Here is a 23271-nt window from a genome sequence, read left to right on the forward strand (position 1 = left end):
CTGCTTTAGAAGTGGATTTCGGCCACGAACATCGGGACGGAAGTCTGCGTGTGCCCGGTTGTTCGGAAGCCGGCGTGCCGTACATGTTGTGCCAGTATTCGTAGCCAAGACCCAGATACGCCGTGCGAGGATGGCCGGCGAACGATCCCCGTCCGGATGGATCTCGTAGACGATCGACCCATCAGGACGAACGACCGCCCCCGCTGTGCGGCTAGCCCACCGTCCCTCGTCATGCGTGGGCGCTAGCCGTGCGAACCTTGCTCGGCCGGTCGCGCAGCAGCAATGGCATCAACCGCCGGTTGGCTGTCTGCGCCGCCCACTCGCAGTATGCAGCGCTACCGAGCACCCAGCCTTCGAGCGTCGCCCGCATCAGGTTGTTGACCTCGGCTTCGTCCAGAGGCTGCGCGCCCAGATCGCGGTAGGACTCGTGGCGCTCGAACGGCGTATCGCCGAGCGCCCGGTAGAGCGGATGGTCCTTGATGAACCTGTCGACACGCAACCCGACGTGGTGCATGTAGCTCGACCACGGGTAGTTGCCCGGCTCGGTCACAAGGTGGTTGCGCACCGGCGCATGATCGATGACCTGGCTTGCGAGCAGAAAATAGCGGTCGGGTTCGATCACGGTTGCGCGGTACTCGCCACGCCACATCGCACCGCGGCGACCGTGGCGGCGGTTGAATGTCTCGACGTAGCGGCGGCAAACCGCCTGCATCGCCATGGCTACGCTCGACTCGTATGAAGGCGTGACGAGGAACTGCACCGCGTCGGGCATGAGCACCCACGCGTGGACTGCCAGATCGGCGACGCGCGCGGCGTCCGCGAGGCAGGCGAGGAAGTAAAGGTAGTCTCCTTCGTCGAGGAATGCGGGCCCTTTGAGCCCCTGCAGGATAACGTGCTGCGGTTGTTCTGGGACGTAGTGCCGTGCAAGCCGTGTCATGCTGAATTAACCGGAAATCCGATGTGGGGAAGCGATCCGACAGGTATCGATCGCCTGACGCTGCGTGAGTGGATCTACGCTCAAATTCTATGGGGCGCGCGCGTGCGTCTGCGTCGCGAACAGGCCTTTTTTATGGCCTCAATTCGCTGATTTGCCGATTTGAGCGCATGCTTTTTTATGCCGCCGCTGAATAGCCGTCGCGTCGCGATCCGGCACCACTAAGGCGTCGCAACACGAGGGTACGATGGTCGAAGGGGCCGCGGTTGCCGAATGTTGTTTGCAGGAGTCCGAACGATAGCGGCAAGCCGAAGCCCGAAACTCCGGCGAACCGAAACCTGGACTAACCCGACCGGTTCAGTCGGCGCGCGACGCCGCCGCCACGAACGCTTCGGCCTGCAGCGCGACACGCCACGGCGTCCACGTCATGTCAAAAGCCTGTTGCGCGCGGCGCGCGTCGAGCCGGATGTCCTGTTGCCACAACCGCGCGAGCGAAGGCGGCAGCGGCGGCGGCACCTTCACGCCGCCCAGTTTGCGCCCCGCGATCCCGGCAATCTTCAGCGCAGGCGCCCACACCTTCGTTTCGAGCGCAAGACGCCGCGCACCGATCCGCTGCACCGGCGTCGCCCCCAGAATACGCGCGTACGCGACGAAGTACTCGTTCCAGCGCGGCGCCTGGGCCATCGCCAGGTTGTAGGCCTGCGCGCCCGAAGCCGGCGTGCGCAGCCCGGCCAGCGCCGCCTGCACGACGTCGTCGATGTGCACGAGATTGCTGCAACCGTCGCCGGCAGCGCCGAGGTCGCCCAGGCGCCGCGCGCGCAGCAGTTGCGCAATGCGCGCCGACCACTGCGGACTGCCGCCTCCGTAGATGCACCCCGGGCGCAATATCGTCAGCGCGGGCAGTGAAGCGAGCAGTCGCTCCGACTCGACCTTCGCATGGCCATAGGGGCTCACGGCGTCGAGCGCGGCCGCTTCGTCGATACGGCCTTCGGCGGCGCCGTACACCGCCATCGAACTGAAGTGGACCAGCGGTAGCGGCGCACCGCGTGACGCCAGCGCGGCCGCCAGCGCACGCGCATTCGCGACGATCGTCGCCGGTGCACCCGCCACGCAGTTGACCACGCCGTCCACGTCGGCCAGCGCGGCGGCGACCGACGCGGGGTCCGCGGCATCGACACGGCGCAGGCCGCTTCCTTCCCGGCGCGAGGCGGCCACCGGCTCGGCCCACCCGGTACTGTTGAGCGCTTTCACCAGATGGCGGCCGACGAAGCCGGTCGCGCCGAGAACGAGAATACGGGCTTTCATCACGCGGGTTCGGATTGGTTTGCGATGGGAACGGGCAGCGCGCCGAGATCGGCGGCGCCCTTGAGGTGTTCGGCGAGCCGCAGGGCGAGCGCGACGATGGTCAAGGTCGGATTCGCCTGGCCCGAAGTCGGGAACACGGCGGCGCCCGCCACATAGACGTTGTCCGCTTCGTGCAGCCGGCAGTCGGCATCGACCACGCTCGTGTGCGCGTCGCGCCCCATGCGCGCCGTGCCGATGTGATGGCCGCCATAGGCGCCGTAGCGCGTCATTTCGGCTTCGACCTGTGCGGGGTCGTAGCTGAAGCGGCCCACGCCCGCGCGCTCGACCTCGTGCGCGAGCGCGGCGAGCGCGCGGCTCACGGTCTCGACGTCCTGTTGCGTATACCGCCAGTCCACATGAATGCGGCGCAGGCCGAGCGCATCGGTTTCGTCGCCGAGCGTCACGCGGCTCGCCGGATTGGGCTCCTGCTCCGCATGGAAGTCGAGCGAGAAGCACAGATTCGCGGGCCGCACGATCACCGAGGGGAACTTGCGCGCGGCCAGCGTGCGCCGCCGCAGCCAGTGCCACAGGAAACGGGCCGTGTTCGGCGCGTCGGCGACGACGTTCTTTGCGTGCGCGAGCGTGGAGCCCGCATAGCCTTCAGGCGTGCCGTCGTAGAGACGCTTCGCGTATTCGTAGGGCACGATGCCGCGCGCGAGATACAGCGCGGAGAGGATGCCGTTGCCGTGCCCGGCGTCCGGAATGCGCGGATGATGCAGGCGCGCAATGAAGTTGCCCGCGCGCAGCGCGGCTTGCTGTTCCGGGCGCAGTGCGAGGCGGCGGCGGCAATAGATGCCCTCTTCCGTCACCTCGTAGCCGTGCCACACGGACTGCGCCGCCGCGAGATCGAGCGTGCCGATCGTGCCCGCGAGATGGCTCATGTAATAGCGGCCCACCGCGTCATGGGCGTTGCCGAGTCCCCGGCCGCTCGGCCCGGGGCTGTTGAGCAACAGGCGCGGCACTTCGAGGCCGCCGGCCGCGAGCACGTAGGCGCGCGCGGCCACCTCGAACGTCGCGCCGCCCGTCGCGTCCTTTGTATTTAGCACGCGCACCTGGGCCGCGCCGACGCGCCGCGTCGAACCCGCCAGCATCGGCAGGCGGCACAGGTTCGCATGCTGGAGCACGCGCACGCGGCCTTTCGCGAGGCGCGCCCGGTACCGCTGACCGAAATCGGTCGGGCAGCTGAAGCGCTCGAGCGTGTGCGTCGAAAACACGTCGCTGGCAAAGCCGCCGATCATCGGACGCGGCGGCACGGCGAACGCGCCTTCGGCCGAATAGGCGAATTCGCCCGCTTCGCACAGCGCGTTGGCTTGCGGGTAGTGGCGCAGCACATCGGCGAAGGCGATCGGCCAGCCGCTGTGCGCGACGTAGGCGCGCGTCTCGAAGTCAAGCGCGTCGAACGGCATGCAGCGGCCGCCCCACAACGTGGTCGAGCCGCCGAAGCGGCGCACGCGGTAATGGTCGGGCGGCGGATGCAGCGCCGCGTTCGCCACCGTGCCCGCGTACAGCTGCTGGGTGGCGGGCTCGGGCGCATCGCCGCCGCTCTCCAGCATGATCACGTCGAGCCCGCTCTCTTCCAGCGCGAGCGCGAGCGCAATGCCGGCGGCGCCGGCACCCACGATGCACAGGTCCGCGTGCAGCGTCGTGCCGGCGGGAATCTCACGGGCGTCGGTGATCATCGTCTATTGCGTATGGGAAAGGGAAAACGGGCCGCGGGGATCGTAGCCGATCGCCCGCGTGCAACCACCGGCGCCACCAGAGAAATTTCAAACGCATCCCGATTTTTGTCTCTAAAAAAACACTGTCGTATTACCCGACGCACCGACACAGCAGTAAGATTCTGTCTGAAGTCCAAAACGCCTTGGCAAAAGCCAGGAGACCAGAAAAAAACATAACGTACGTCGCATGACGGGGTGGCACGACGCCGGTTCAACGGGCGCCGTGCGTGGCTCTCGTCGTGTGCGCACGTCGGGGTCACAAAAACAACATGAGCACGCCTTACATAACAGCGGCGCCGCAGGCGTCCGCACGGGGTGTCTTCAAGCCGAGCATTCCCTTGTTCGGTCTCAATATCGCCGCCGTGTCGTTCGACACCGCGCTCGACGTGCTTTGCACCGCCGCCTTGCAGCGCGACGGCCGGGCGCGCGTGGCGGTCACGCCGAACGTCGACCACGTGGTGCGTCTCGACACGCAGCCCGATCTGCAACGCCTTTACCGCACCGCCGACTTCCTGTTCGCGGACGGCATGCCCGTGGTCTGGGCGAGCCGCCTGTTCGGCGCGCCGCTGCCGGAACGCGTGACCGGCTCGGACCTGTTGCCCGCACTGTGCGAGCGCGCCCACGCGGCCGGCTGGAAAGTGGTGGTGGTGGGCGGCCGCCCGGGCCACGAAGCCGCGCTCGTGGATGGCTTCGCGCAGCACTATCCGGGCCTCGGCGTCGAGGTGATCGCGCCTTCCATGACGTTCGATCCGACCGGCCCCGAGGGCGATGCGGTGGCCGAGCGCGTACGCGCGGCCGCGCCCGATATCGTGTTCGTGTGCCTCGGCATGCCCAAGCAGGAACGCTGGGCCCTGCATCACGCGGGCAAGCTGCCGGGCGGCCTCATGCTGTGCGCGGGAGCGGCCGTCGAGTTCGCCGTCGGCCTGCAGCAACGCGCCCCCGTGTGGATGCAGCGCTGCGGTCTCGAATGGTGCTGGCGCATCAAACAGGACCCCGCGCGCCTGTGGCGCCGCTACCTCGTGGACGACCGCCGCTTCTTCGCCATCCTCTGGCGTCACTGGCGCATGGCGCGCGCGCAGCAGCGCGCGGCGTAACGCCGCCGATGCGAGCGCGGCCGGCTCACGTCCGGCCACGTCTCGCGCGGCGCACGCTTCACACCGCATTGCGGCCCGAGACGATCGACGGGATCGTCTTCAGCAGGATCTGCAGGTCGAGCCACAGCGACCAGTGCGTGATGTAGTAGCGGTCGTACTCCACGCGGCGCTGCATCTTGTCGGGCGTGTCGGTCAAGCCGCGCAGCCCGTTGATCTGCGCCCACCCCGTAATGCCCGGCTTCACGCTATGGCGCAGCATGTAGCCCGGAATCAGCTGCCGGTACTCTTCGTTGTGCTCCGCCGCGTGCGGACGCGGACCCACGAGACTCATCGAACCGCCCAGCACGTTGAAGAGCTGCGGCAACTCATCGAGTGAAGTCCGGCGCAGATAGCGTCCCACGCCCGTGATCCGGTCGTCGCCGCTGCGGGCCTGGCGCACACCCGGCGCTTCTGCATCGCCCTCGTTCTGCGCCGAGACACGCATCGAACGGAATTTGTGCACGACGATCGCCCGGCCGTGCTCGCCGTTGCGGCGCTGTTTGAACATCACCGGGCCCGGCGAATCGAGCCGGATCGCCAGCGCAATCGCGAGCATGACTGGCCACAGCAGCGCGAGCAGCAACGCGGCGCCGGCAATGTCGACCGCGCGCTTGAGCATGCGCGAAAGCCCCAGAATCGGCACGTCGTGCAGTGCGAGCAGCGGCACGCCGGCGAGGTTCGCGCCGGTCGTCGCGACGTCTTCGAGGTAATGCAGCTCGGGCACGAGATAGATCGCGGCCGTCGAATCGTAGAGGCGCGTCACGATGTCGGCTGTGATGTCCTTCACTTCCGTTGCGTCGGCGCGCGCCATTGCGGCCTGGCCCATCGCGAGGAACACGACCTCGTAGTCGTTCGCGTGGATGCGCGCGGCCGCGTCTTCATAGCGGCCGAGATAAGGCGGCAGCGCTTCGCCGTCACGCGGCACGGCGGGCGCATCGTTGTAATAGCCCGTCACGTGAATGCCGAGAATTGGCGAACGCTGCAGGCGCAGGTTCAGCTTGCGCGCCTCGCTACCCATGCCGAAGAACACCGCACGGCGCAGGTTGCCGGGCGCGTTGTTGACGCTGTGCGCCACGCCGCGCAAGACAGCCAGCCCGACGAGTTGCAGCGGCAGCGCGATGGCGGCCCACTGCACGACCAGCGTGCGCAGGGCCGTCGTGCCGCTGTCGCCATGTGTCACGAACAGCAGCACCATGAGCGCGACCGGCAGCCGGCACCAGCGCCATGCGCCGCGGCCCAGCATCCACCAGAGATGACGCGCGCTGGCGATGAGGTGAAAGCGCGCAAACACGACGAACGCGGCCACGGCGAACGCACCGGTCAACGCACGCGTGTACGGCGTGTCGCCGGTCTGTCCGCGCAGCAACAACAGCGCGACGAGCGCGCCCGTATTGAGCGCCGCGCTGATGACACCGACCAGCGCCATAAAGAGGCGATGATGGTGGGTCGACTGGGTGGACATGACGGGTTCGGCCAGTATGTGCGACTGTTTGATACGCCTGATTGGCATGACGGCGGGATTAGACCGCGGGGGGAATGACCGTCTGCGCAAGGCGCACCAGCGGCAAGCGGCGCCAGACGATTCGCCGGAACGGCGAAACGCGAGACTCAAACGCTTGCGATTACACACATAATGCGAACGTACGCGCTTTTTTAAACACTGAGCGCAATTCGTAGTGCGAGACGGCCGCTCCCCGTCGGCCTGATGACGCGGACTCCTGTTCCGGTGGCGCGAGTGGTCTGGGTTCGCGCCAATAGCCCGGAATGGAGAGCGGCCATCCCAATTCGCGCGTATCTTACCAGCGCATTATGAATTTGCGTGATCCGGAAAGATGACGCCGTAAAAACGCGCGACATTGTGGTGAATTTGCCAATACGGCTGATTTAACGCCGCCGTTATTAATGGGGCAGATTCGCAGCTTTAATAAAAATGAATAACGCTTTTTTACGCGCGAATGGGGCGAATTACGTCCGCGCAAACGTTTGATCAAGCGAATCGAAATGCGCGGCGAGGTCCGGCGTTATCGCCGGGACTGCTGTGCCGCGCTCGAGCACGCAGCGGCCCGCGCATTGGCCCGCTCAGTGGCCCGCATAAATCGACCGCTCGCCGACGCTCGCCACGACCGGCGCACCCGCATCCGAGCTGCCCATCATTGCCACGCCGCCGACCGCCGTGCTGCCCGGCGCGGCCTGCTGGGTCTTTTGCGCCTGCTCCTGCGCCACGATCGCCTCCGCGTGCTGAATGTCATCCGGGTAGTTGACGTCCTTGGCCACAGGACGATACCCCGCCTGCTCCACCCGCACGAGGTCGGCGATCACCTGGGCGCGTGTGGCCGGCGTGTTGGCGGGGTTGGCGGTTTGTGCGAAAGCGGCGACCGGAGCGGCCAGGGCGCAGGCAACGAGCAATGTGGAAACGAGTGCTTTCATGATGTTCATCTCTCAAAGAATGGCCGCTGCATCGGGGAGATGCCGCCTCAGCCGCCCTCGGCAATGTCGCGAAGGTTGACTGCATTCTGGTCGCGCGGCGCTGACCCAAAGCTGACCTGCTGATTACGAGTTCGTTATCTGGGCGCAGCGCGCCCACGGCGGCCAACGGCCCTGCGCGGCAAAGATGACAGATCCGTAATGTCGAGGTCAGCACCGGGTAAGCGCGCCCTCCCGATACTTGCGCCATTCCTGCCTCAACCCGGACCCCGTCATGTGGATCGTCAAACTGGCTCTCAGACGGCCTTACACGTTCATCGTGCTGGCCGTACTGCTCTTTATCCTCGGGCCGCTCGCCATCATGCGCACGCCCACGGACATTTTTCCGAACATCAATATCCCCGTGGTCAGCATCGTCTGGACCTACAACGGCTTCTCCGCCGAGGACATGGCGCACCGCATCACCTCGAACTACGAGCGCGCGCTGACTTCGGACGTGGACGACATCGAGCACATCGAATCGCAGTCGCTCAACGGCGTGTCGGTCGTGAAGGTGTTCTTCCATCCGGGCGCCGACATCAACCGCGCGATTGCCGAAGCCGCGTCGAACTCCGCTTCGATCCTGCGCGTCCTGCCGCCGGGCACGCTGCCGCCGAACATCATCACGTACAACGCCTCCACGGTGCCGGTGCTGCAACTGGGCCTGTCCAGCGCGACCTTGCCCGAGCAGTCGCTTTACGACCTCGGCAACAGCTTCATCCGCACGCAGCTCGCGACCGTCCAGGGTGCGGCCGTGCCGCTGCCCTATGGCGGCAAGATCCGCCAGATCATGGTGCAACTCGATCCGAAGGCGTTGCAGGCCAAAGGTCTCGCGCCCGCAGACGTCGTCAACGCCGTGAACGCGCAGAATCTCATCCTGCCCGGCGGCACGGCGAAAATCGGCTCGCGCGAATACAACGTGGAGATGAACGGCAGCACGCAAACCGTGGCGGCGCTCAACGACCTGCCCATCAAGACCGTGAACGGCAGCGTGGTGTATGTGCGCGACGTCGCGCACGTGATCGACGGCTACGCGCCGCAAACGAACATCGTGCGCGCGGACGGCAAACGCGCTGCACTCCTTACCATTGAAAAGACCGGCAGCGCCTCGACGCTCACGATCATCCAGCAGGTGAAGGCCATGCTGCCGAAGATCGCCGCGGGCCTGCCGAGCGCGCTCAAGATCACGCCGCTCTCCGATCAGTCCGTGTTCGTGAAGTCGGCGATCTCGGGCGTGGTGCGCGAGGCGCTCATTGCGGCCTGCCTCACCGCCGCGATGATCCTGCTCTTTCTCGGCAGCTGGCGCGCCACGCTCATCATCGCCGTGACGATTCCGCTCGCCGTGCTCACGTCGCTCATCGCACTCGCGGCGCTCGGCGAAACCATCAACATCATGACGCTCGGCGGGCTCGCGCTTGCGGTCGGCATCCTCGTCGACGACGCCACCGTCGCCATCGAAAACATCACGCATCACCTGGAGCGCGGCGCGCCTCTCCACGATGCCATTCTCAACGGTTCCGGCGAGATCGCCGTGCCGACGTTCGTCTCGACGCTCTCCATTTGCATCGTGTTCGTGCCGATGTTCCTGCTCTCGGGCGTGGCGCGCTATCTGTTCGTGCCGCTCGCCGAGGCCGTGGTGTTCGCGATGTGCGCGTCGTACTTCTTCTCGCGCACGCTGATTCCCACGCTCGCCATGTATCTGCTGCGCGCACGCACGCCTGACGCCGCACCCAGGCGCGGCATCGCGGGTATGTTGACGCGCTTTCAGGCGGGCTTCGAGCACCGCTTCGAAGCCGTGCGCAACCGCTATCGCGCGCTGCTCGAGGCCGCGATTGCGCAGCGCCGCCGTTTCGTCGTGCTGTGGGTCGCGCTCTGCCTCGGCTCGCTCGTGCTCGTGCCGTTCACCGGACGCGACTTCTTTCCCGCTGTCGATACCGGCGAAATCCGCCTGCATCTGCGCGCGCCCACCGGCACGCGTATCGAGGAAACGGCCCGCCTCACCGACGAAGTCGAAGCGAAGATCCGCAGCGTGATTCCGCCCGCCGAACAGGCCGCGGTGCTCGACAACATCGGCGTGCCGGTGAGCGGTATCAACCTCACGTACGACTCCTCGGACCCCATCGGCCCCGAGGACGCGGACATCCTCATCACGCTCGCGCCGAAGCACGCGCCCACAGCGCAATATGTGGCGAAGCTGCGCAACGTGCTCAACGCCTCGTTTCCGGGCGTAACCTTCGCGTTCCTGCCCGCCGACATCGTGAGCCAGATCCTCAACTTCGGCCTGCCCGCGCCGATCGACGTGCAGATCGTCGGCAACAAGCTTGCGCAGAACCGCGTCGTGGCGAACCGCCTGCTCGACCAGATGCGCGGCGTGCGCGGCCTCGTCGACGCACGCATCCAGCAGCCCGGCGACGAGCCGACCATCAACGTCGATGTGGACCGCACGAAGGCCTTGCAAGCAGGCCTCACGCAGCACGACGTGGCGCAGAACCTGCTCATCGCGCTCTCGGGCAGCTCGCAGACCACACCCAATTTCTGGCTCGATCCGAAGAACGGCGTGAGCTATCCGCTCGTGACCGAGGTGCCGCAATACGATATCCATTCGCTGCAAACGCTCGCCAACATTCCGCTGACGACGTCGCAATCCGTCATGTTCACGCCGCAGAACCAGCTCGGCACGCTCGGCACGGTTTCGCGCAGCTCGCAGGAAGCCGTGGTCTCGCACTTCAACGTGCAGCCCGTGCTCGACATCTTCGCGTCGACACAGGGACGCGACCTGGGCGGCGTCGCCTCCGACGTGAACCGCCTCGTGAACGAAGCGCGCGCGCAACTGCCGCCGGGCTCGTCGATCGTGATGCGCGGCCAGGTGCAGTCGATGAACGCCTCGTTCAGCGGCCTCGCGGCGGGCCTCGTGTTCGCCATCGCGCTCGTGTACCTGCTGATGGTCGTGAACTTCCAGTCGTGGCTCGATCCGCTCATCATCGTGAGCGGCCTGCCGGCCTCGCTCGCCGGCATCGCGTGGATGCTGTTCGTCACGCAAACCACGCTCAGCGTGCCGGCGCTCACGGGCACGATCCTCTGCATGGGTATCGCCACGGCCAACAGCATTCTCGTCATCAATACGGCGCGCGAGTCGCTCGCCGCGGGCATGGAGCCGCTCGCCGCCGCGCTCGACGCAGGCTTCAACCGCTTTCGCCCCGTGCTCATGACGGCGCTCGCCATGCTGATCGGCATGCTGCCGATGGCGCTCGGTCTCGGCGACGGCGGCGAACAGAACGCACCGCTCGGGCGCGCCGTGATCGGCGGCCTCGCGATCGGCACGCTCTCCACACTCGTGTTCGTGCCGGTCGTGTTCGGCATGGTGCATGGCTGGCTCGCGAAACGCCGCACCGCGCGCGATGCCAGCAACGATGCGCAAGCCAGTGCAACCACTCACGTTGAATAAGGATTCCAGATGAAATCGCAGACACCGCACGAAGAACGCGATGCCGCGGCGCCAACCGCAACGCGAGGTCGCTCGGCTGTCGTCGTCGGCCTGACCTGCCTCGCCATCGCCGCGACGCTCCTCACGGCGGGCATCGTGCCGCGCCTCGAAGCGCGCACGGCGCAAGCCCGGCAGGTCGCGGCGCAGCGCGAGCTGATCGTCTCCGCGCTCACGCCCACGCGCGCACCCGCCACGCAGGACCTGTTGCTGCCCGGCTCGGTGATGTCCTGGGCGGACGCGTCGATCTACGCGCGCACGAGCGGGTACGTGCAGCACTGGTACGCGGATATCGGCGCGCACGTGAAGGCAGGCCAGACGCTCGCGCAGATCGACACGCCCGAACTCGACGCGCAGCTCCAGCAGGCGCGCGCCGACGAAGCGACCGCACAGGCCAACTATCGCTTCGCCAGCAGTACGGCGCAACGCTGGCAGACGATGCTGCAGACGCAATCGGTTTCCGAGCAGGACGCCCAGGCCAAAACGAGCGACGCCGCCGCGAAACTCGCCACGCTCCAGGCGGCGCAGGCCAACGTGGCGCGGCTGCAGGAACTGGTTTCCTACCAGAACGTGACGGCGCCTTTCGATGGCGTCATCACAGCGCGCAACGTGCAGGTGGGCGCGCTCGTCACGGCAGGCGGCACGCCCGGCCTCGCCACCATGCCCGGCGAGCTGTTCCATATCTCGCAGACGGACCGGCTGCGCGTGTACGTGGACGTGCCGCAGGACGACGCGAGCCTCGTCACGCCAGGCACGACTGTCTGGTTGACGACGCAGCAATATCCGGGCCGCCGCTTCGAGGCGAGCGTGGCGCGCAGCGCGAACGTGATCGATCCCGTGAGCCGCACGTTGCGCGTGGAAGTCGATGTCGACAACCACGACGGCGCGCTGATGCCCGGCGCCTACGCGCAGGTGCATCTTGCGCTCACGGCGGCCGCGCCGGCGCTCGAACTGCCCGTGAGCGCGCTGCTGTTCCGCCCGGACGGCGTGACCGTCGCGGTGGTGGATGCAAAGAATACGGTGCAATTGCGCAAGGTGACTATCGGCCGGGATTTCGGGACTTACGTGGAAATCGCCACCGGACTCGCGCCGACCGATCGCGTCATCAACAATCCCGGCGACGCCATTGCCAGCGGCCAGAGCGTGCGCGTGGCGGCGGCCGCGACGGCTGCGCAAGCGAAAGCGTAAGCGAGGCTCATCATGTTCGAACGCCCTCTTCCTGCGCTGCGCCGGATCGTCGTCGCCTGCACGGCTGCATCGCTCGCGGCGTGCACCACGTTGCCGCATTACAGCGCGCCCTCGGCAGACGTCCCCGCGCACTACGCGACACAAGCAACGCAACCCGCAGCGGCGCCCGGCTGGGCTGTCGCCGCGCCCGCCGACGCCAACCCGCGCGGCCCGTGGTGGACCGTCTTCGGCGACCGGGACCTCGACCAGCTCGAAGCCCGCGTGGACGTGTCGAACCAGAGCGTGCGCCAGGCCGTCGCCAATCTCGAAGCCGCGCGCGCGATGATCGACTATCAACGCGCGGGCTTTGCGCCTACCGTCACGGCGGGCGTGGCGGCGCAGCGTTACCGGACCTCGCAGAATCTCGTCGACCACTCGCTCGCGGGCAAGACGATTCCCGATTACTCGACGGGCCTCACGGCAAGCTGGGAACCCGACCTGTTCGGACGCGTGAAGGACGCGACCACCCAGGCGCACGCCAACGCCCAGGCCACGCAAGCCGACCTCGAATCGGTGCGCCTTTCGGTTGCGAGCCAGTTGGCTACGGACTACTTCGATTTGCGTTCGCTCGATCGCCAGAAGAAGCTGCTCGACGACACCGTGACCGCCTACACGGCGGCGCTGCGCATCGTGCAGCAGCAGCTCGCCGATGGTGCGATCGACGCCTCCGCCGTCGCCCAGGCGCAAACCCAGCTCGAAAGCGCGCGCACGGCGGATAGCGACATCGACGTGCAGCGCGCGCAGCTCCAGCACGCCATCGCCACGCTGATCGGCGTGCCCGCCTCGACGTTCAGCCTGCCGCCGCGTGTCGATCCCGCCGTCGTGCCGTCGATTCCTGCGGGCGTGCCCTCTGCGCTGCTCGAACGGCGTCCCGACATCGCGGCGGCCGAGCGGCGCGTGGCTGCGGCCAATGCGGGCATCGGCGTAGCGCGCGCGGCCTTCTATCCCGACCTCACGCTCTCCGCGACGGCGGGCCTCGAAAGCACGTTCTTCGCGCCGTGGCTCAGCGCGCCGAGCCTGTTCTGGTCGCTCGGCTCGCAACTGGCGGGCACGCTCTTCGACGGCGGCCGGCGCGACGCCACGCTCAAAGGCGCGAACGCGCAATACGACGCGGCCGTGGCCGGCTACCGGCAAACCGTGCTGACGGCGTTCCAGCAAGTCGAAGACAACCTGAGCGCGCTCGACACGCTGACGAGCGAAGCGCAAAGCCAGCAGCGCGCCAGCGCCGCCGCGCAACTCTCGCTCAAGCTCACCACCAACCGCTACCAGGCGGGCGCGGTGAACTATCTCGACGTCGTGACGGCGCAGACCATCGCGCTCTCGAACGAACGCAACGAGGAGCAGATCGCGGCAAGAAGGCTCGATGCGAGCGTGCATCTGCTGGAGGCGCTTGGTGGCGGCTGGGACCGCGCGGCGCTGAGCGACCTGAGCGCTAAGAGCGGGCGAACGTCAGGATGAACCGCGTGCTCGCTGCATCGCTTTCGGCGCGCGCCGAGCCGCCGTGCAGCGTCATGATCGTGCGCACGATCGCGAGCCCCAGACCCGCCGATGCGCCCGCGCGCGCCTCGCGGTGGCGCGACGCATCCGCGCGATAGAAGCGGTCGAAAATGCGCTCCAGCAGCGCGGCTTCGATGGCCGGGCCCGGATTGGCCACCGTGATCTCGATGGCCGTTGGCGTCTGCGCGACACTCAGCGTGATCGCCGCGCCGCGCGGCGTATAGCGCAGCGCATTGGCGAGCAGGTTGCCCACGGCGCGCCGGAACAGCTCCTTGTCCGCGCGCAGGCGGCCCTCGCCCTGCACGCGGATTTGCACGCCGGCCTCGTCGGCGAGACCTTCGAAGTAGTCGGCAATCTGCGTGAGCGCTTCGTGCACGTCGAACTCCGCGAGCGTCGTCATGAACTGCGGGTGCTCCGCGCGCGCGAGAAAGATCACGCTTTCGATCATGCGCGAAAGCCGTTCGCATTCCTCGAGATTCGATTCCAGCAACGCCTCGTATTCGGCCGTGGTGCGCTCTCGCGCGAGCGCCACTTCGTTCGCGCCGCGCAGGTTGCCGAGCGGCGTGCGCATGTCGTGCGCGAGATCCGCCGTGTATTGCGACATCCGCTCGAAGCCGCCATGCAAACGGTCGAGCATGGCGTTGAGCGACTTCGTGAGCGCTTCGAGCTCACTCGGCGCGCGTTCGACTTCGATGGGCGTATCGAGCCGGTCGACCGTGACCGTGGCCGCGCGCGCCGCCATCTCGCGCAGCGGGCGCAGCGACTCGCGCACGAGCAGCCAGCTCATGAGGAACGCGAGCAGCATGCCCGCCAGGCCGAAGCCGTAGAGCCGCTCGCGATAGTGGTCGAGCAGCCGCCAGCGGTCGGTCATGTCGCGCGCGATGACGATGGTGACGGGCGTGCCGTCCGCCAGCGCGGCGTCGGTGGCGAGTCCGCGCACGGGGACGCCGCGCGCGTTGCGCCACGCCACCACGTCGCCTTCGGTAATGCGCTGCGTCGGCAGGAGGCGCCGTGCGAGCGCCGCTTCGGGAAACGCCGCGTCCGCGATGCCCGCCGTGTTGTGCTCGACGAGTTGCGCACCGCCGGTGCCGAGTATTTCCATGGAAAGCGCGGGGTTGCCGAGCACCTGACTCGTGAGGCGCTCCGCATGGTCGCGCACGTCGTGCTCGTTGTGCAGCTCCTGCGCGAGGCGGCGCGTGTGCCGCGAAATCAGCACGATATCGAGGTCGTCCTGCTGCTTCACTTCGCGGTCGAGCGTGAAATAAAGCGTGCTGCCCACGAGCGCGAATACCGCGAGCGTGGTGCCCGCAAAACTCAGCGCGAGGCCGGTGGCGAGCGAGCGCACAGCCATGCGCGGCATCAGGCGTTCCCTTTGATTTCAGCAACGTAGCCCACGCCGCGCACCGTGTGGATCAACTTGACGTCGAACGCGTCGTCCACTTTCGCGCGCAGGCGGCGAATGGCGACTTCCACGACGTTGGTGTCGCTGTCGAAATTCATGTCCCACACGTAGGAGGCGATTTGCGTGCGCGTGAGCACTTCGCCCTGGCGGCGCACGAGCAGCTGCAGGAGCGAGAATTCCTTCGGCGTGAGGTCGATGCGCGTGGTCCCGCGTTTCACGCGCCGGCGCGTGACGTCCACTTCGAGGTCGCCCAGCGCGAGCACGTCGCTCTCACGCGGTGGCCCGCGGCGAGCCAGCGTGCGCACGCGCGCGAGCAGTTCGACGAACGCGAACGGCTTGACGAGGTAGTCATCCGCGCCCAGCTCGAGGCCCTTCACGCGGTCGCTGATATCGTCGCGCGCGGTGAGGAACAGCACCGGCGTGGTGTGCGTGGCGCGCAGCGTCTTGAGCACCGTCCAGCCGTCCATTTCGGGCAGCATGACGTCGAGCACGATCACGTCGTACGCCGCCTCTTTCGCGAGAATCAGGCCTTCCGCGCCGTCCGCGGCCACATCCACGGCGTAGCCGGATTCCTCGAAGCCCTTCTTCAGATACGCGCCGGTCTTCGGCTCGTCTTCGATTACGAGAATGCGCATCGCCGTTCAATTTTGAGTGTGTCCGGCTCAATTGTATGCGTTGTGCCGCTTGCTGCGCGTGGGCGTGTGCGTCCCGGGGCGATACCGGCCCGTGGCTTCGTCGAGCGCCGGTTCCAGTGCGGCCAGCGCATGACTATCATCCATCAGTGCAGAGACTTCATCGGTGCTCCGAGTCGATTTCCAGCGTGCGCTCCGCTGCCACGAGCCTCACCGGGTCGGTCTTCTTCCACTGCGATTTCGGTACCAGCACGAACCATTCGGTGTTGGCCGCGTCGCGAAAGAACGCCGCGACACCCACATAGTTCGCCGCGGCGCCAATCGGCTCCGCCACCTTCAGCGTCTGCCCCGGGCCCAGCGTCTCGTCCCGGCTCCAGAGTGTTGAGGCCTTCAGCGCATCGTTACCCTCCAGCAGCTGCGCATAGGTCGCCGTCGCAAAGGGCTTGTCATCCTTGAGCTGATAGATCCGCAGCACGACCGGAAGCGAAACGCCGCGCACGTCCTGGTTCAGCGCGCCGCGCGCCGTGATGACAAGATTCATCTGTTCGACCTTCGTCTCGAACACCGCGCGCGCGGCATTCACGGTTCCGTCCTTGACTGACTGCCACATACCGCACGCCGAAACCGACAGCGCGAGACCTGTGACGAGCGCACCCCGCACGATTCCAGTATTGATCCCAGCGCGCATCAGAATGGTGCCCCTTTAAAGTCGGTGCGTGGGTACACCGTCTCCTTGCCGTCGATCGTCAGTACCAGTTGCATGGAACATCGTGCGCTCGCGTAACGTCCCAGGAAGTGGTTCAGCACGTCGCCGAACAGGATAGCGTCGCCCGGCCCGTCGAAACCGCCTGCGTCGAGATCAACGTGGATGCGCACGATCCGCAGTACGTAGCCACGCTGCTGGATCTCCTGGTCCTCCGAGAAATGCACGGTCCGGATCGCGTCGATGCGCCGCCGTACCGCGTCGTCAGCCGTCCAGTCGTAGAGTTCGAGGATCTCGCGCAGGACCGGCGCGCCTTCCATCAGCATCCGGTTGAATTCATTCGCACCGTTCGCGGTGTAGTGGCCAAGCACGCGCCAGTCGTAACCCGGGTAGTAACGCGGCGGATACTGGGGCAGGCTCGGCGCCGTTACGTTGCGCACCAATGCGATGCCGGTAAAGCCCGTGACCGTTTCCGTGATCGTTGCCTCCGCAAGCGCCATGCGCGGCAGGCGTGCGTTGTGCGCGAGCGCACGCACCATGACATGGCGGTCGGGCCGTGGACGCGCCTCGTCGTCCGGTGCGTGGCGGTACGTTCCGGCCCAGAGCTGCCCTGAGAGGGTCACCCACAGCTCCTGCCCCACCACGCCGTAGCGCGTCGAAGTACGGAAGTACCGTTCCGGCTTCTCGTAGTGCAGCATCCAGCCGCGATGTCTGAAACTTTTGAACGGCCTGTAGGCGTACCGTACGCTGCCCTCCGGGTCTGCAGCGGTCACCTCAAGCAGGTCGTAGGGCTCGACGTGGCTCTCCACGGCGGGATGCACGCGTACGCGGTGTTCCCTGTCATGCCAGTCGGCGGGCTGCAGCGGCCGTGCATCGACCGCGAACAGGTTGATCACGGGCGTGCAGAAGAGGCGAAAGCTCTCGCGCCCTACCGGCTGGTCGCCAGGCATACGCCCGTCCAGTTCGATATCGAGAATCATGCGCGTTTCGCCTGCCGGCACCATCGTGCTGTCGAAGCCGCACAGGTCGACGAAGTGGAACTTCTGCGGGTACGCGAAGTACTCCAGCAGCGTCTGCTCGCGGTCCACCAACTCGTTGCGCGCGGGGTCCGTGATCGGCCACAACCGCGTCGACGGGCCGAACCCCACCGGCTTGAAATGCACCCCGTCGAGCGGCAGCAGCGAGCCGTCGCCCACCGACGGCAGGCGCAACCCGACCGAGGCGATCTGGCGAGTGAGCGCCGCGTACAGCGCGGCGGCGGCAGGCCGGTTGCCATGCAGGTACAGGCGGATACGCGACAGGTCGACAGGCTCTCGCTGGTCTACGAACCAGAGGCCGAACGCCAGGCGGATGACCGTGCGCCCGTTGGCGCGTACTGCCACCGCAGCATCCTCGACCGAGAGCGGCAGCAGCTCGACTGCCTGCGTCGTGCGGAAGGGGCACTGCACCTGATCCGGACCGACCGGTGCCGAGCGCACCACGGCCCCGGCGGGAATCTGTGCCACCTTCGCCCCCCTGTTCAGTGGCGTACATTCGATGATCGACAGAGACGGGATCGTGCGCGCCATGTGCTCGTAAATGTTGTCGAGCATCTCGCCGGTGAGTTCCGGCATGCCGTCGTCGAGCTTCATGCGCAATCGCGCCATCACGAATGCGAAGGCTTCGTTGACCGCGCGGACGTGGTCGTGCTCCTGGCCATACTGCATGCCCAGGCGCCGCGCGGCCTCGGGCTGGTCGTGCGCAAACTCGCGACCGGTTTCGCGCAGGTAGCGCATCTCGGCGTCGAAATATCTCAGGAACGGGTTTGCGCCTTCCTGTTGCGTGGCTTTCCATGGTGCCGTCATGGCTGCGACTCCGGCGGTAAGGGCGGCATTGCGGGCAATCCGGAGATCACACCGGCGCGGCCCGTCACGAAGATGCGCTCGGGCATGCGCATGCCTCGCAGTTTCAGCAGTTCGAGCGGTCCGGATCCGGCGTGCGCGCGCAGTACGTAGCGCAACGGCGTCGCCTTCCCGTCCGCACCGTCATCGGACGTCGCGGAAGCGGCCTTCGCGGCATCACCACCCGCCCCGGCGTTCCAGACGAGTTCGTAGCGCGTATCGTCGAGCGGCTTGACCTGGGCCTTTTCGAGCATCCGCAGAAGGGCCCAGTCGCCTGGCGCGTCGAAGGCAATCCGCACTCCTGCGTTGAGCGTCTGCCAGTTCAACGCCGCATGGCCGTTCAGACCGTTGCCCGGCCATGCCAGCGGCGTCCACGTTTCGCGCTGGTTGAAATAGACGATCTGCTGGCCATCCACCGTCAGCTCCGTGCGTGTTACGTCCGGCGTCGGCTGCGGCATGATCTCGAAGTGATAGCCCGCCTCGCCCCGCGCATAGAGACGTGCGCCGAGCGGACCCATCAGCCGGAGCATGGCGAGAAACTTCGGATCGAACTGCAGCGACTGCGGCGCGAGTTCGTTCGGCACCCACTGGTCGCCCTGGCGCTTGAGCACACCGGACAGCTCAAGCTCGATAAAGCGGTTGATCAGCCCCGTGTCGGGCCGCACGTAACGGCCAAACTCGGCGAAGGACGCGTCGGCGCTCGCCGGCGAAAACGGAAAGCGCGCGGCGAACGACGAGGCGAAGGGGGCCGCGACGCCCGCTCGCCATGCCTCGTTCAGGCTCGCAGCGGCGGGCTGCAGGACCGCCTGCCAGGCCGCGTCGAGCGGTTGCACGAACATCGTCTGGCCGAAGCCCGCCCACTGTGCGCCCAGGCTCGCGGCGGTCAGCGCCGCGTCGTCGCGCGCCTGCGACAGATCCGAGAGCTTGCCCTGGAATACCGCCTGCGCGAGACTCCGTGCCATGGCCTGCGCGTCCGGACTCGCCTGGATCTGCTGGAGTTTCAGCCGCACGGTCGTAGCGGCGGTCAGCACGCGCGAGAGGCTCACGCCGCTGAACGCGGCGGCATTTGCCGCCGGAGCGTGACCCGCATTGCCGCTCGCCGCTGGAGGATTCGTGTCGCCCATCAGCGCGAGCAGCGGGCCGAACGAGCGGTCGAGCGGGTTCACGATGGGGGCCTGCGTCTGGTTGCTATCGCTCCCACCGAGCAACCCCTGCGCCTTGCGCACGAGCGTATCGGTCAGCGCCTGCGAGGGGCGGCCCGCCTCGCCCTGGTACTGCACCGATTTCATGACCGCGTGCAGCGGTGAGGTCTGCGCATCGGTCAGGCGCGTGAGCTGGTCGATCACGCCCGAGAAGCTGGTCGCCGGGAGCCACTGGAAGCTGTTGAGCATCGTCGCCCAGGCTGCCGTGTAGTCCGTGAAATACCGGTCGCACAGGCGCTTTCTCAGCTCGTCGGCGGCCTTCCTTGCTTCGACTGCGGCCTGGGCCGCGTCAACCGCACCCTCCACGGCGGTGGCGCTGATGCGGGCGGTCGGCTGGTCACCGGTCAGCACCCAGTCACCCTCGACACGCTGCCCTTTCACGGCATCTTCGATGGCTTTCTCGACGACGCCCTCCCACGCTGCGCGCGTGAAGATGCCCGGCACCGTCTGTGTGGTCGTGAAAAGACCGTGCGAATCCGCGCCCGCGAGTAGCGTCGCAAGCGAAATGTCGGCGTACCTGCCGCGCGCCGCGTCGATGACGCGCTGATAGAGCACGTCGTCGCTCGCCGCGAGGCCAATCTGGTTGACGAGCGTCGAGCGCATCTGTGTGACCAGCGGTTGTGACGGATTGATCCGCCAGTCGGGATGCGCCTTCAGATGATCGGACCAGAAGCCCGCGAGTTGCTGCGAGACGTCGAGCCACTCTCCCACGCGCATACCGGGAGGCGCGGGCCAGACGTCGAGCAGTTGTTGCCTGAGAAAGGTTGCGTCAGTGCGCGCAGGGGTAGCGAGCATCAGGTACGCCTTCAGGCGGTTGTAGGCGATCTGCTGCGCGTCATGGCTCTGCTGTTCGTCTGCACGGACCTGCGAGAATGCGCCAAGTTGCCCTTCGAGCGCCTGGACGACCGGCTGGCGCAGGTTGCGCATAGCCACGGCCTGATAGGGCCGCCAGAGCGCGTCGAGCAGTTCGTCGTTGTGCGAGAGACCCGCGCGCAGATACCACGGTACGCCACGATCCCGGCGGTATTCGAGCGTCGCTATCCGCTGCTGCAGGGCGAGTTGCGAGCGCATCGCCTGCGGCGAACCTGGCGTGGCTTCCAGGGCAACCGTAGCAGTCGTTTCGGCATCCTTGATGAGTGCGTGATTGCCGAGCCCCGAGATTACCAGCAGCACGATCCATGCGATGGCCCCGGCCAGCACGCACCACGCGAGCACGTCCAGCCAGTACAGCCCCGCGCGGCGACCACGATACGGGGGTGCGCAGGCCGCAATCTGCTGCCACACAGGCAGCATGGCGCGCGGCTGCTCGCGCATGACCATTTCCACGGGCACCGCCGTCTCAGGCTCGCCGGGCGCGCCGTCCCCTTCGCCCCCGCTCGCAACCGGCACCGGCACGACGGTCGCCCCCGGGAAAACCGGCGCGAACATGACGCCCGCGAGCGGCGCGCGCAGCCAGTTCGACGCGGCGAGCGCGCCCAGGCTCGCAGCGATCCGCGCGGCATGGTCGCCGACATACTTCGAGACCTCCATCAGCCAGGTCGCCTTCTCCTGGGTATAAAGGCGCACGCCCGCGTCTGCCGTCCAGCGCTCGACCTCGTTGAACAGCTCCGGCAGTCTTGCGGCGGATTCCTGCGCCTTCCTGCGCGGCTCGTTGGGCATGAAGGCGCCGACCGCGTCGAAGCTTTCGGACGGCCTACCCTTCGCCTCGACCGGGTGCAGGAACGTGACAGGTGCGGCCCAGCCGAGCGCGGTCGCGATCATCGAGAGCGCGCGTGGCAGGCCCGCATCGGTCTCGTCGGCGCGTGCGACGTGGACCAGACCATCGACCGGGCGACGACTGCGCAATTCGCGGATCTGGCCGAGCCACTTTTCTTTCTCGATACCGTCCGGCGCAGCGTGGACAAGGACGGTTTCGCCGATGTGCATAACGCCTGCCTGCTTGAGCCCGGGCGCGACCTGATCGACCCGCTCGTCGCTGCCGTCGACCATCAGCCAGCGCAGACGGTAGCGCCAGAACCAGCCATGAGCGACACGTAGTTCCTCGGCCATGCGTTGCAGCCGCGCGTCGCGCTTGAGCGGCTTCGCGGCCTTCGTGCGGTCTCCGGTTTCCGAGCGGAACAGTCTGGCGGCCCAGCCATATGCACCCGTCGATACCGCGAACAGATGCGCGATCACGACGAAAACCAGCACGATCGGGATGCCGACCGGTAGCCGCGTGCGAGGTGCGCCATCGGCGATACCAAGACGGTCATTCCCGAACCAGACCAACAGGATTGCGGCAATGGCGAGGACGAGCGCTGCGAGGGGCATGCCCCAGATCGCCGCGCGGCTCAGAGCCGGATTGCTGGCCACGGCTTCGGGCTCCATGTTCTTGAGATTATTTTGGAGAGTCGTCATGTGTGGAGGCGTTGGGTTGTTCTGCTGGTATGACGTGGAGGATGGCTGACTGCAAGCCGTCGACAACCAGTTGCGGGCCGTCTGCAGCGCTAGCCTCGATGGCGGCCGCAATCGCCAGCAGGCCGTTTGCGGTACCCACGTTGCCGACAATACGATCGAGCCGGTACTGTGCGGCGTCCTTCGACGCGGCCTGAAAACCGGCGGCAGCGAGGGCGCGGTCGCTGTGCTCTACCGGGCGCGTGATCCACGCGCGCGTTACCTCTGCGGCCTTAGCCTTGCCCCAGATAGCGGCATTCGCAAAACCGTACTCGGCCTTACCATCGATTGCCTGGACTGGACGGTGCAGCGCAGCCTTGTGGCAGACTTCCGGCGGGAGCCTGAAGTAACCGGGATCGAGCAGCACGGCGGCACAACCTTCGGCACAGCCTTCGTCGATGGCATCGTCGTACCATGCTGCGGCGACCGCAAGCAGCGGACGGTGATCGTGGGCGTCGAGCCAGCCGTCGGCAACCAGCAGACCATCGGTCGCGGGGACGGCCTGAACATCAAGTGGCGGCAGCGCCGCCAGCCGCAACGCTTCCCGAACCTGCGTCAGGCGCAGGGCCGCAGTCTCCGGCCCCGCCAGCACGCGTACCTGTGGCCAGTACGTTTTTTCGTATCGCGTCAGCGCCTGGATATTGCCGACTAAAGGTTCGAGCGCAACACGGATCATCTGAACAGCGGGAGCGACCTCCAGCAGCACGCCGGCGTCGTCGCCCTCGCTTTCCTCTTCTCCCGCCACCGGCAACCCGGCCAGCAACGGGTCACAGTCCTCGAAACGATTGCACGAGACCTTGCCCGAGCCATGTCGGGCACTCTGCATCTTGAGGAGCGAGCGCTTGCCTGCAAGAGCTTCGGTAAGGGACTTGCCCGCCAGCGGTAGGCAATACCCGGTACCAACTACGTGCAGCGGACGCTGCGCGAACCGGATCCTCTCCTTGAGCCAGCGGTCGCGATGATGGTTGCGCCAGTACGCGCGATACCACTGGACCTCGTAACCTGCCCGGGCGAAACCTAGCAGAACCAGGAACACGCCGTTCGGTGCGCCGACCATCCAGTTCCAGAACCCGAGGCCACTAGCAAGCTCACCCTTCGGCCACGAAAACAGCACGAGCAACGAACCGAACACGTTACACATGAACCACGTCATCGCCCATGGCCAGAAGCGCATCCTGGACGGATATCCCCTGGGGCGTCCGGCGGGAGAAAGATCGACCGG

16 protein-coding genes are annotated in these 23271 nt (G+C 66.8%); 5 read left to right on the forward strand and 11 right to left on the reverse strand.

Features of this window, described 5'->3' with window-relative positions:
* Window positions 1-229: 229 nt before the first annotated feature.
* Entirely contained in the window at window positions 230-937 is a 708-nt protein-coding gene (locus tag AB4Y44_RS07400; RefSeq protein ID WP_368699109.1) for a transposase, read from the reverse strand.
* A 21-nt stretch (window positions 938-958) separates the two neighbouring features.
* On the opposite strand from AB4Y44_RS07400, the gene AB4Y44_RS07405 reads away from it, so the two are divergent.
* The gene (locus tag AB4Y44_RS07405; protein ID WP_342923091.1) at window positions 959-1087 is read left to right on the forward strand and encodes a hypothetical protein; all 129 of its coding nucleotides are present in this window, start codon (window positions 959-961) and stop codon (window positions 1085-1087) included.
* A 204-nt stretch (window positions 1088-1291) separates the two neighbouring features.
* Here the strand turns inward: AB4Y44_RS07405 and AB4Y44_RS07410 are convergent, their stop codons facing one another.
* Window positions 1292-2239 (reverse strand): NAD-dependent epimerase/dehydratase family protein, encoded by a 948-nt coding sequence (locus AB4Y44_RS07410; protein ID WP_368699110.1) that lies wholly within the window; start codon window positions 2237-2239, stop codon window positions 1292-1294.
* Window positions 2239-3957 carry an FAD-dependent oxidoreductase gene (locus AB4Y44_RS07415; protein ID WP_368699111.1) on the reverse strand — a complete coding sequence of 573 codons (1719 nt, stop codon included), beginning with the start codon at window positions 3955-3957 and terminating at the stop codon, window positions 2239-2241. The genes AB4Y44_RS07410 and AB4Y44_RS07415 overlap by 1 nt, the downstream gene beginning before the upstream one ends.
* A gap of 308 nt (window positions 3958-4265) precedes the next feature.
* Between AB4Y44_RS07415 and AB4Y44_RS07420 the strand changes: the two genes are divergently transcribed.
* Window positions 4266-5090 carry a WecB/TagA/CpsF family glycosyltransferase gene (locus AB4Y44_RS07420; protein WP_342923094.1) on the forward strand — a complete coding sequence of 275 codons (825 nt, stop codon included), beginning with the start codon at window positions 4266-4268 and terminating at the stop codon, window positions 5088-5090.
* Window positions 5091-5148: 58 nt separating this feature from the next.
* Here AB4Y44_RS07420 and AB4Y44_RS07425 read toward each other — a convergent pair whose 3' ends face one another.
* Both AB4Y44_RS07425 and AB4Y44_RS07430 read right to left on the reverse strand, forming a co-directional pair.
* The gene (locus AB4Y44_RS07425; RefSeq protein WP_368699112.1) at window positions 5149-6591 is read right to left on the reverse strand and encodes an undecaprenyl-phosphate glucose phosphotransferase; all 1443 of its coding nucleotides are present in this window, start codon (window positions 6589-6591) and stop codon (window positions 5149-5151) included.
* A 617-nt stretch (window positions 6592-7208) separates the two neighbouring features.
* The gene (locus AB4Y44_RS07430; protein WP_342923096.1) at window positions 7209-7556 is read right to left on the reverse strand and encodes a DUF4148 domain-containing protein; all 348 of its coding nucleotides are present in this window, start codon (window positions 7554-7556) and stop codon (window positions 7209-7211) included.
* A 271-nt stretch (window positions 7557-7827) separates the two neighbouring features.
* On the opposite strand from AB4Y44_RS07430, the gene AB4Y44_RS07435 reads away from it, so the two are divergent.
* From AB4Y44_RS07435 to AB4Y44_RS07445, 3 genes are read left to right on the forward strand one after another with little or no spacing between them, the layout of a single operon-like run.
* Complete coding sequence (locus AB4Y44_RS07435; RefSeq protein ID WP_368699113.1) at window positions 7828-11037, forward strand: efflux RND transporter permease subunit; 3210 nt, start codon at window positions 7828-7830, stop codon at window positions 11035-11037.
* 9 nt (window positions 11038-11046) lie between these two features.
* Entirely contained in the window at window positions 11047-12261 is a 1215-nt protein-coding gene (locus tag AB4Y44_RS07440; RefSeq protein ID WP_368699114.1) for an efflux RND transporter periplasmic adaptor subunit, read from the forward strand.
* Between the two features lie 12 nt (window positions 12262-12273).
* A complete protein-coding gene (locus tag AB4Y44_RS07445) occupies window positions 12274-13758 on the forward strand; it encodes an efflux transporter outer membrane subunit (protein ID WP_368699115.1) in 1485 nt (494 codons plus the stop codon).
* Here AB4Y44_RS07445 and AB4Y44_RS07450 read toward each other — a convergent pair.
* The 6 genes from AB4Y44_RS07450 to AB4Y44_RS07475 all read right to left on the reverse strand — a co-directional run bounded on the left by AB4Y44_RS07450 (window position 13733) and on the right by AB4Y44_RS07475 (window position 23202).
* On the reverse strand, window positions 13733-15148 hold the full coding sequence (locus tag AB4Y44_RS07450) for a heavy metal sensor histidine kinase (protein ID WP_368699160.1): 1416 nt from the start codon (window positions 15146-15148) through the stop codon (window positions 13733-13735). The two genes, AB4Y44_RS07445 and AB4Y44_RS07450, sit on opposite strands and share 26 nt — an antisense overlap.
* A gap of 8 nt (window positions 15149-15156) precedes the next feature.
* Window positions 15157-15834, reverse strand: a complete 678-nt coding sequence (locus AB4Y44_RS07455) for a heavy metal response regulator transcription factor (protein WP_368699116.1) — start codon at window positions 15832-15834, stop codon at window positions 15157-15159.
* A 157-nt stretch (window positions 15835-15991) separates the two neighbouring features.
* On the reverse strand, window positions 15992-16519 hold the full coding sequence (tssJ, locus tag AB4Y44_RS07460) for a type VI secretion system lipoprotein TssJ (protein ID WP_342923101.1): 528 nt from the start codon (window positions 16517-16519) through the stop codon (window positions 15992-15994).
* The gene (gene tssF, locus AB4Y44_RS07465) at window positions 16519-18378 is read right to left on the reverse strand and encodes a type VI secretion system baseplate subunit TssF (protein WP_368699117.1); all 1860 of its coding nucleotides are present in this window, start codon (window positions 18376-18378) and stop codon (window positions 16519-16521) included. Before tssF ends, tssJ begins: the two co-directional genes overlap by 1 nt.
* On the reverse strand, window positions 18375-22013 hold the full coding sequence (locus tag AB4Y44_RS07470) for an ImcF-related family protein (RefSeq protein ID WP_368699118.1): 3639 nt from the start codon (window positions 22011-22013) through the stop codon (window positions 18375-18377). Before AB4Y44_RS07470 ends, tssF begins: the two co-directional genes overlap by 4 nt.
* The gene (locus AB4Y44_RS07475) at window positions 21994-23202 is read right to left on the reverse strand and encodes a hypothetical protein (RefSeq protein WP_368699119.1); all 1209 of its coding nucleotides are present in this window, start codon (window positions 23200-23202) and stop codon (window positions 21994-21996) included. The genes AB4Y44_RS07470 and AB4Y44_RS07475 overlap by 20 nt, the downstream gene beginning before the upstream one ends.
* Window positions 23203-23271 lie beyond the last annotated feature (69 nt).

This window comes from Paraburkholderia sp. BR10937 (genome assembly GCF_040965695.1).
In the GTDB taxonomy this organism is placed as follows: Bacteria; Pseudomonadota; Gammaproteobacteria; order Burkholderiales; family Burkholderiaceae; genus Paraburkholderia.

Coding starts and splice junctions, on each gene's coding strand:
- AB4Y44_RS07400 (WP_368699109.1), bottom strand. CDS start 937: ATGACACGGCTTGCACGGCACTACGTCCCAGAACAACCGCAGCACGTT.
- AB4Y44_RS07405 (WP_342923091.1), top strand. CDS start 959: ATGTGGGGAAGCGATCCGACAGGTATCGATCGCCTGACGCTGCGTGAG.
- AB4Y44_RS07410 (WP_368699110.1), bottom strand. CDS start 2,239: ATGAAAGCCCGTATTCTCGTTCTCGGCGCGACCGGCTTCGTCGGCCGC.
- AB4Y44_RS07415 (WP_368699111.1), bottom strand. CDS start 3,957: ATGATCACCGACGCCCGTGAGATTCCCGCCGGCACGACGCTGCACGCG.
- AB4Y44_RS07420 (WP_342923094.1), top strand. CDS start 4,266: ATGAGCACGCCTTACATAACAGCGGCGCCGCAGGCGTCCGCACGGGGT.
- AB4Y44_RS07425 (WP_368699112.1), bottom strand. CDS start 6,591: ATGTCCACCCAGTCGACCCACCATCATCGCCTCTTTATGGCGCTGGTC.
- AB4Y44_RS07430 (WP_342923096.1), bottom strand. CDS start 7,556: ATGAAAGCACTCGTTTCCACATTGCTCGTTGCCTGCGCCCTGGCCGCT.
- AB4Y44_RS07435 (WP_368699113.1), top strand. CDS start 7,828: ATGTGGATCGTCAAACTGGCTCTCAGACGGCCTTACACGTTCATCGTG.
- AB4Y44_RS07440 (WP_368699114.1), top strand. CDS start 11,047: ATGAAATCGCAGACACCGCACGAAGAACGCGATGCCGCGGCGCCAACC.
- AB4Y44_RS07445 (WP_368699115.1), top strand. CDS start 12,274: ATGTTCGAACGCCCTCTTCCTGCGCTGCGCCGGATCGTCGTCGCCTGC.
- AB4Y44_RS07450 (WP_368699160.1), bottom strand. CDS start 15,148: ATGGCTGTGCGCTCGCTCGCCACCGGCCTCGCGCTGAGTTTTGCGGGC.
- AB4Y44_RS07455 (WP_368699116.1), bottom strand. CDS start 15,834: ATGCGCATTCTCGTAATCGAAGACGAGCCGAAGACCGGCGCGTATCTG.
- tssJ (WP_342923101.1), bottom strand. CDS start 16,519: ATGCGCGCTGGGATCAATACTGGAATCGTGCGGGGTGCGCTCGTCACA.
- tssF (WP_368699117.1), bottom strand. CDS start 18,378: ATGACGGCACCATGGAAAGCCACGCAACAGGAAGGCGCAAACCCGTTC.
- AB4Y44_RS07470 (WP_368699118.1), bottom strand. CDS start 22,013: ATGACGACTCTCCAAAATAATCTCAAGAACATGGAGCCCGAAGCCGTG.
- AB4Y44_RS07475 (WP_368699119.1), bottom strand. CDS start 23,202: ATGACGTGGTTCATGTGTAACGTGTTCGGTTCGTTGCTCGTGCTGTTT.